Here is a 6,024-nt window from a genome sequence, read left to right as displayed (position 1 = left end):
GTGAGGTGGTACTCGACGGTCTTGGAGGACAGGAACAGCTCGCGGGCGACCTCGCGGTTGGTCGCACCCTCGGCGACGAGCTTGGCGATCTCCTCCTCCTGCGGCGTCAGGCCACCGGCTCCGGTGGTGCGGGTGCCCAGGCCGCCGGCGCGACGCTCGCGGTTGCAGCGGTTGACGAACTCGGTTGCGCCCATCGCGGCGAAAACGTCGCCGGCGCGGGCGAAGGCCTCATCCGCTTGCCGACGCCGTCCCAGTCGTCGCAGCACCCGCCCGTACTCGTAGAGGATGCGGGCCTGGTAGGTGGGCATCGTGAGGGTTTCGATCTGCTCGATGGCCTCCTCGAATCGGCGGATGCCGCCCTCGATGTCGCCGCGCTGCATGAGGATGCCGGCACGCGGCACAGCCAGCTTGGCGTGCAGGGAGGCGATCCCGGATTCGGCGGCGCGTTCCTCGGCGACGGAGGTGATGTGGTCGGCTTCGTCGATACGCCCGGACAGCACGAGGTGCTGGCCGTAGACGTCCTCCCAGGGCCAGAAACCGGGCTGGGAGATGTCGGTTTCCTGGGAGATGTTGACCAGGGTTTCGCCGGCGCGGTTCATGCCGGAGACATCTCCCTCGACGCCCCCGATGAGCAGGCGGCACATGGCGGAGGGCACGCGCTGGATGACGAAGGCGTCGTGGCTGAAGGTCAACCGGTTGACGTAGGAACGGGTCAGTTCGCGGTCGCCGCGGTAGGCGGCGATCTGTGCGCCGGTCCACAGCAGGATGGGTTCCAGGAAGCGGATGCCGAAGCGTTCGGCGCGGGCCAGGCCGCGCTCGACGGTGCGCTCCGCCTCGCGGTATTCACCCAGGAGGAACAAGGTACGCGCCAGCCAGCCGTCCATCCACAGGGAGATGCGCTCGGAACCCTCGTTGCCGGGGTTGAACTGCAGGTAGCGGCGGGCGGCGACGGGGTCGTCGTGCACGAGGTGGATCCACCCGGCGGCCATGTTGCGGCGCTGCGCCAGGGTGGGTGTCTCGCCGGGGAGGGGGACATCCGGCGGGATGGAGCGGGTGACCGCGGAGCGGCCGATCATGGAGACGTACTGGGCCTCGATGCGCGTGGGGGAGGTTTCCGGGGCCCAGTCGTCGGTGACGCCGGCCCAGTGGACGACCTGCTCCGGTTCCCAGTTCGCCAGGTGGATGAGCACCTTGCGGGAGGCGACGCGGGTGCGCATGGCGGCGTCGGTGGAGCGGGTCTCCTCCAGGGTGTCCCAGGCGCGGTCGATGAGGGAGACGGCTTCGTTGCGGCGGCCCTCGTGCAGCGCCAGGTAGCTGCGCATGGAGTCGACCTTGACGTCGCGGACCACCCGCGACAGGGTCCCGGCGTGCAGGCGGGCGCGGGGGATGTCGGCTGCGGCGATGAGCGCCTCGATGGAGTTGAGGTGCTGGTCATGGGCGACATCCGGGTGGGAGGCCACCTTGGAGGCCAGGGCGAAGGCGTCGGCGGCGTCGAGCCACTGGCCGGCGGCGCCGAGCTGTTCCCCGCGGTCGGCGAGCTGGTGCGCGGTGGCGTCGTCGGCGCCCTCCGCGCCGAGAGCCTCGTGGATGAGCGCGGCGTCGATGTTGCCCTGCGCCCGGTGGTACTGGGCGGCACGCCGGTGGAGGCGGGTGACCTGTGCGGGGCCGGTGGTGGCGCGGATGACGGCCCGGTCGGTGGGGTAGGTGAAACGCAACACCGGGTCGCCCGCACCGGGCAGCAGTTCGAGGAGGTCGGCGGTGACGGCGGCGTCGAGAAGCGAACCGTCGAGGTCATCGGCGAGGAAACGGATGAGGTCCGGGGTGCCGGTACCGGTGCCGGGCAGGATCGCCACGGCGGCCAGCACCGCATCCACCTCCAGGCCGCGGGTGCGGCGCGTGAGGGCCGCGCGCCAGGGCTTGGGGATGGGGATCTGCGGGTTGGACAGGCGCCAGTGGTCGGCGGGTGCGGCCTGGAGGACCTCCTGGATCCGGCCGGGGCGCCCGCCGGTGAGGTCGCGTAGTTCCGCGGCCGCCAGCGGTGACAGGTGGGCGCCGATGCTCGACAGGGCGAGGGCGGCGACATCCTCCACGTCGAGGGGGGCGAGGGTGACGGAGTGGTCGGCCATCTCCCGCAGGCGCGACATGGACAGGTCATCGCCGGCGTCCTCGGTGTCGGAGGCCGTCATGATGACCACCACGCGCCCCTCGTTCAGGCGGCGGGTGGCCTCGACGAGGGCACGCAGGGAGGTGACGTCGGCCCAGTGGGCGTCGTCGATGATGATGGCGGTGCGTGCGCCCTCGCGGTCGACGAGTTCCGCCAGGGAGGAGGCGGTGTCGGCGCGGTTGAGGATGTGGCCGACGAGGCCGCCCTCGGTCTCCGCGTGCCAGGACAGCGCGGATACGCGGATGCCGGACCAGCCCGGCAGGGAGCGGGCGATCTCGCGGACGAGGGAGGACTTGCCGGAACCGACGGGCCCGGTGATGAGGAAGAGCAGGCCGCCACCCGGTTCCAGATCGGTGGCCTCGTCGACGACGGTGCGGAGAATCTTGCCCGACGTCTGCTGCGAACCGAGGTTATGCGACGAGTACATGATGCCCACGGTACAACCTGCCTTCCTTCATCAGTCCTTCATTTACCTAGCCCTGGTCGCCGCCGGCCACCGGCAGGACGGTACCGGTGATGTAGCTGGCCTCACGCGAGGCCAGGAACACGATCGGGGCGGCCTGCTCGGCGAGGGTGCCGTAGCGCTTGAACAGGGAGGACTCGATCGTCTGGTCGACGATCTGCTGGTACCACTCCTTCGCCTGCTCACCCTCGGGGCCGGGCCCGCGCGCGACCTTGCGGGCCGGTGCGAGGGTGCCGCCGGGGGCGGTGGCCACGACGCGGACGTTCTTCTCCGCCGCCTCCAGCGCCAGCGCGGAGACCAGGGCGTTGACCCCGCCCTTCGCCGCCGCGTAGGGCACGCGGTTGACGCCGCGGGTGGCCACGGAGGAGACGTTGACGATGGTGCCGCCGCCGGCGTCGATAAGCGCGGGCAGTTCCGCGCGCACCGACCACAGGGTGGTGAACAGCGAGCGGCGGATCTCCGCCTCGATCTCCTCCGGCGCGTAGTGCTCGAAGGGCTTGGCCCAGATGGTGCCGCCGACGTTGTTGATGACCACGTCGAGGGAACCGAGCTTATCGACGCCCGCCTCCACCATCGCCGCCGCGCCCTGCCAGGTTTCCAGGTCCGCTGTCGCGGACCCGACGGTGGCACCGGTCTCCTTCGCCAGGTCGGCGGCGACCTCGTGGACGAGCTCGGAGCGGTCGACGAGGAAGAGCGAGCCACCCTCGTAGGCGATGCGGTGGGCCACGGCCTGGCCGATACCCTGCGCAGCGCCCGTGACCAGCACATTCTGCCCGGCGAAGCGGTCGGCGGTGATCAGTGCCGGCGGGCCCGAGATGCCCTCACCCTCCGGCATCATGCCTTTCTTCTGCGTCATGCCGGCGCCTTCGCGGCCACGGCCTGGTCCATGGTGTGGACGGCGTGATCGTTGTGGGCGCGCAGCAGCTCGCGGACGCGGCCGAGGTCCTTCGCCTCCAGGGCGTCGACGATCGCGAGGTGCTCGTCGGCGATGTCGGCGTGCATGAAGCCGGAGTCCTCCAGCTCGCGACCCATGACCTTGGCCACCTCGAGGGTGCGATAGGCCTGCAGCATGGCGTCGTTGCCGGAGCGGCGGAAGAGGAACTCGTGGTAGGCGTTGTTCGCCTCGACGTAGCCGTCGACATCGGTGAGCTTCTCGCCGTCGATGAAGGAGTTGGCCTTCTCGGCCAGCTCGCGGAAGGCGGTGAAGTCCTCGGCGTCGAGAATGTCGGCGACCAGGGTGACCACGCCGAGCTCGAGCGCCATGCGGGCGTCGAAGATGGCGCGGGAGTCGTCGTCGAGACGGTGGACCTGGCCGGTCTCCACGCCCGGTGCGGAGATGGTGACCGCAGCGGAGGAGTCGGAGGTGGCCACGTCGGCGGTGACGGTGGAGTCACCGGCGGTGCCGGCCGCAGAGGAGAACTTCTCGTAGTAGAAGTTCTGCGGCGGGTTGGGCTGGTCGTTGAGGAAGGTGCGCACGGCCTCGACCATCGGCGGCGGGCCGCAGAGGTAGACGTCGGCCTCGCCGTCGTGCAGGTGCTCGTCGGTCATGTGCTGGGTGACATAACCCTTGCGCTCGTTGTCCGACTCCGGATCGGAGACCACGGTGAAGTAGTCGAAGTCCGGCAGGCGGTCGCGGAAGGCCTCGAGCTTCTCCAGCTCCACGATGTCGTGGTCGAAGGTGGCGCCGTAGATGAGGCGGACGGGGACGTCGAGAAGCTCGTCCTCGCTGAGCTTCTCCAGGATCGACATGATCGGCGCCAGGCCGGTGCCTCCGGCCAGCAGCAGGATCGGGTTGACCGGCTCGCGGAGGAAGAAGGAACCCATGGGGCCGGTGAGGTTGAGGCGGTCGCCGACCTTGGCCGAGTCGGTGAGGTACTCCGACATGAGTCCGCCGCGGGTGAGCTTCACCAGGAAGGTGACGATGTCCTCGGACGGGCCGGAGGAAAACGAGTAGGAGCGGTGGAAGTCCGAGTTCGGCGGCGAGATGTTCATGTACTGGCCGGGCAGGTAGTTGAGGGACTTGCGGTCCTCGATCTGCACGGCGAACTTCACGGTGGACTCGGACAGGCGCTCGAGCTCGGTGATGGTACCCAGGAGGGTGGAGGCGCCGGTCTTGGCCAGCACGGAGGTGGTGGCGATCTGCACGACCATGTCGGAGTACGGCTTGGTCTGGCAGGTGAGGATGTAGCCCTCGGCGGCCTCATCGTCGGACAGGGCGTCCTCGATGTACTCGCCCTCGTCGTAGTCGCCGGACTCGCAGAAGGACTTGCACGTTCCGCAGGCGCCGTCGCGGCAGTCGAAGGGGATGTTGATGCGGGCCTGGTAGGCGGCGTCCGCAACGGTCTGGTCTTCCTCACACTCGATGAAACGGGTGATGCCGTCCTCGAAGGCGAGAGCAATCTGGTGCGTCATGTCGGGCCTCCTTAGACCTGGTAGATGTCGACGACGTGGTGGATGAAGTCGTTCTTGAGGACGATCTTCTTCTTGGCGATCTTCGGGGTCTCACCGGTGACATCGAGGGTCAGCCAGGTGGTGCCGAAGTAGTGGTCGGTGGTGTTGTAGCGGAAGTAGTAGGAGATCCAGTTGTAGCGGACGTCAACTTCGCCTTCGCGACGCTCGAGGATCTCCACGTTGGTGGAGTAGTGGCCGGTGCGCGGCTCCGGGATGGAGGTGGCGGAGGAACGCTCGGTGCGGATGCGGAAGACACGGTCCTCGAGGCCGCCGCGGTTGGGGTAGTAGATGAGGGAGATCTCGCGCTGCGGGTCGGTGGTGAGGGTGTCGTCGACGTCCCACGCCGGCATCCAGTATTCGGCGTCCTCGCGGTAGAGCTCGAGCCACTCCTCGAACTTGCGGTCGTCGAGCAGGCGGTTCTCGAAGAAGATGAAGTCCTCGACCTCGGTGCGGGTGATCTCAGCGATGGCGGTGGTCATGATGTGCTCCTTGGGGGAAGTGGTGGGGTGGGGGATTAACCGCGGGTGCGGCGACGACGGCGGGCGGCGGGGGCGTCGCCCTTGGCGGCCAGGCGGGCGGCGGCGCGGGCCTTGGCGAACTCGGCGGTGGCCTGCGCGGAGGCGCGGTCATCGATGACGTGCTTGGTGTCGCCGTTGGCGGCGGCATCCTCGGACTCGACGGCGGCCTCCATGACGTTCTCCCAGTAGGAGTGCTGGATGGGGTAGAGGCCCTCGTCCTCGGTCTTGGCGCCGGAGGAGAGCACGGAGGTCAGACCCAGCTCGCGGGCCTTGTCGTTGAGCCCCTCGACCTGCTGGTGCAGGCCGCGGGTCATGTCGTTCCACGGGAAGGAGGAGGCCTGGTAGGTCTTCTGGCAGGAGCGGAACTCCTCCAGGTCATCCGGGGTGGCCATGCCGGTGGCGTTGAAGAAGTCCTCGTACTGGCGGAT

The 6,024-nt window shown here is 68.9% G+C and carries 4 protein-coding genes and 1 pseudogene; all 5 read right to left on the bottom strand.

Going from position 1 to position 6,024, the window contains the following annotated elements; translation table 11 throughout:
- Window positions 1–2,591: ATP-binding protein (locus Q4F73_RS10910; RefSeq protein ID WP_303359372.1), on the bottom strand; the 2,591-nt coding region annotated here is incomplete at its 3' end.
- Between the two features lie 46 nt (window positions 2,592–2,637).
- Window positions 2,638–3,465: a 1,6-dihydroxycyclohexa-2,4-diene-1-carboxylate dehydrogenase gene (locus Q4F73_RS10905; RefSeq protein ID WP_303359373.1), complete on the bottom strand. Its 828-nt coding sequence runs from the start codon at window positions 3,463–3,465 to the stop codon at window positions 2,638–2,640.
- A 14-nt stretch (window positions 3,466–3,479) separates the two neighbouring features.
- Window positions 3,480–5,039: a benzoate 1,2-dioxygenase electron transfer component BenC gene (benC, locus tag Q4F73_RS10900; RefSeq protein WP_303359371.1), complete on the bottom strand. Its 1,560-nt coding sequence runs from the start codon at window positions 5,037–5,039 to the stop codon at window positions 3,480–3,482.
- Between the two features lie 11 nt (window positions 5,040–5,050).
- Complete coding sequence (benB, locus tag Q4F73_RS10895) at window positions 5,051–5,557, bottom strand: benzoate 1,2-dioxygenase small subunit (protein ID WP_303359370.1); 507 nt, start codon at window positions 5,555–5,557, stop codon at window positions 5,051–5,053.
- A 35-nt stretch (window positions 5,558–5,592) separates the two neighbouring features.
- Window positions 5,593–6,024: pseudogene (locus Q4F73_RS10890) on the bottom strand (benzoate 1,2-dioxygenase large subunit); the annotation flags it as partial.

It is taken from the genome of Corynebacterium sp. (assembly GCF_030535495.1).
Lineage (GTDB): Bacteria > Actinomycetota > Actinomycetes > Mycobacteriales > Mycobacteriaceae > Corynebacterium.
Note: the sequence above shows the minus strand (reverse complement) of the source record. Positions and strands in the feature narration are given on the sequence as shown.

Bases quoted from the DNA above. Each gene is read 5' to 3' on its own strand.
- Q4F73_RS10905 (WP_303359373.1), bottom strand. From the start codon at position 3,465: ATGATGCCGGAGGGTGAGGGCATCTCGGGCCCGCCGGCACTGATCACC.
- benC (WP_303359371.1), bottom strand. From the start codon at position 5,039: ATGACGCACCAGATTGCTCTCGCCTTCGAGGACGGCATCACCCGTTTC.
- benB (WP_303359370.1), bottom strand. From the start codon at position 5,557: ATGACCACCGCCATCGCTGAGATCACCCGCACCGAGGTCGAGGACTTC.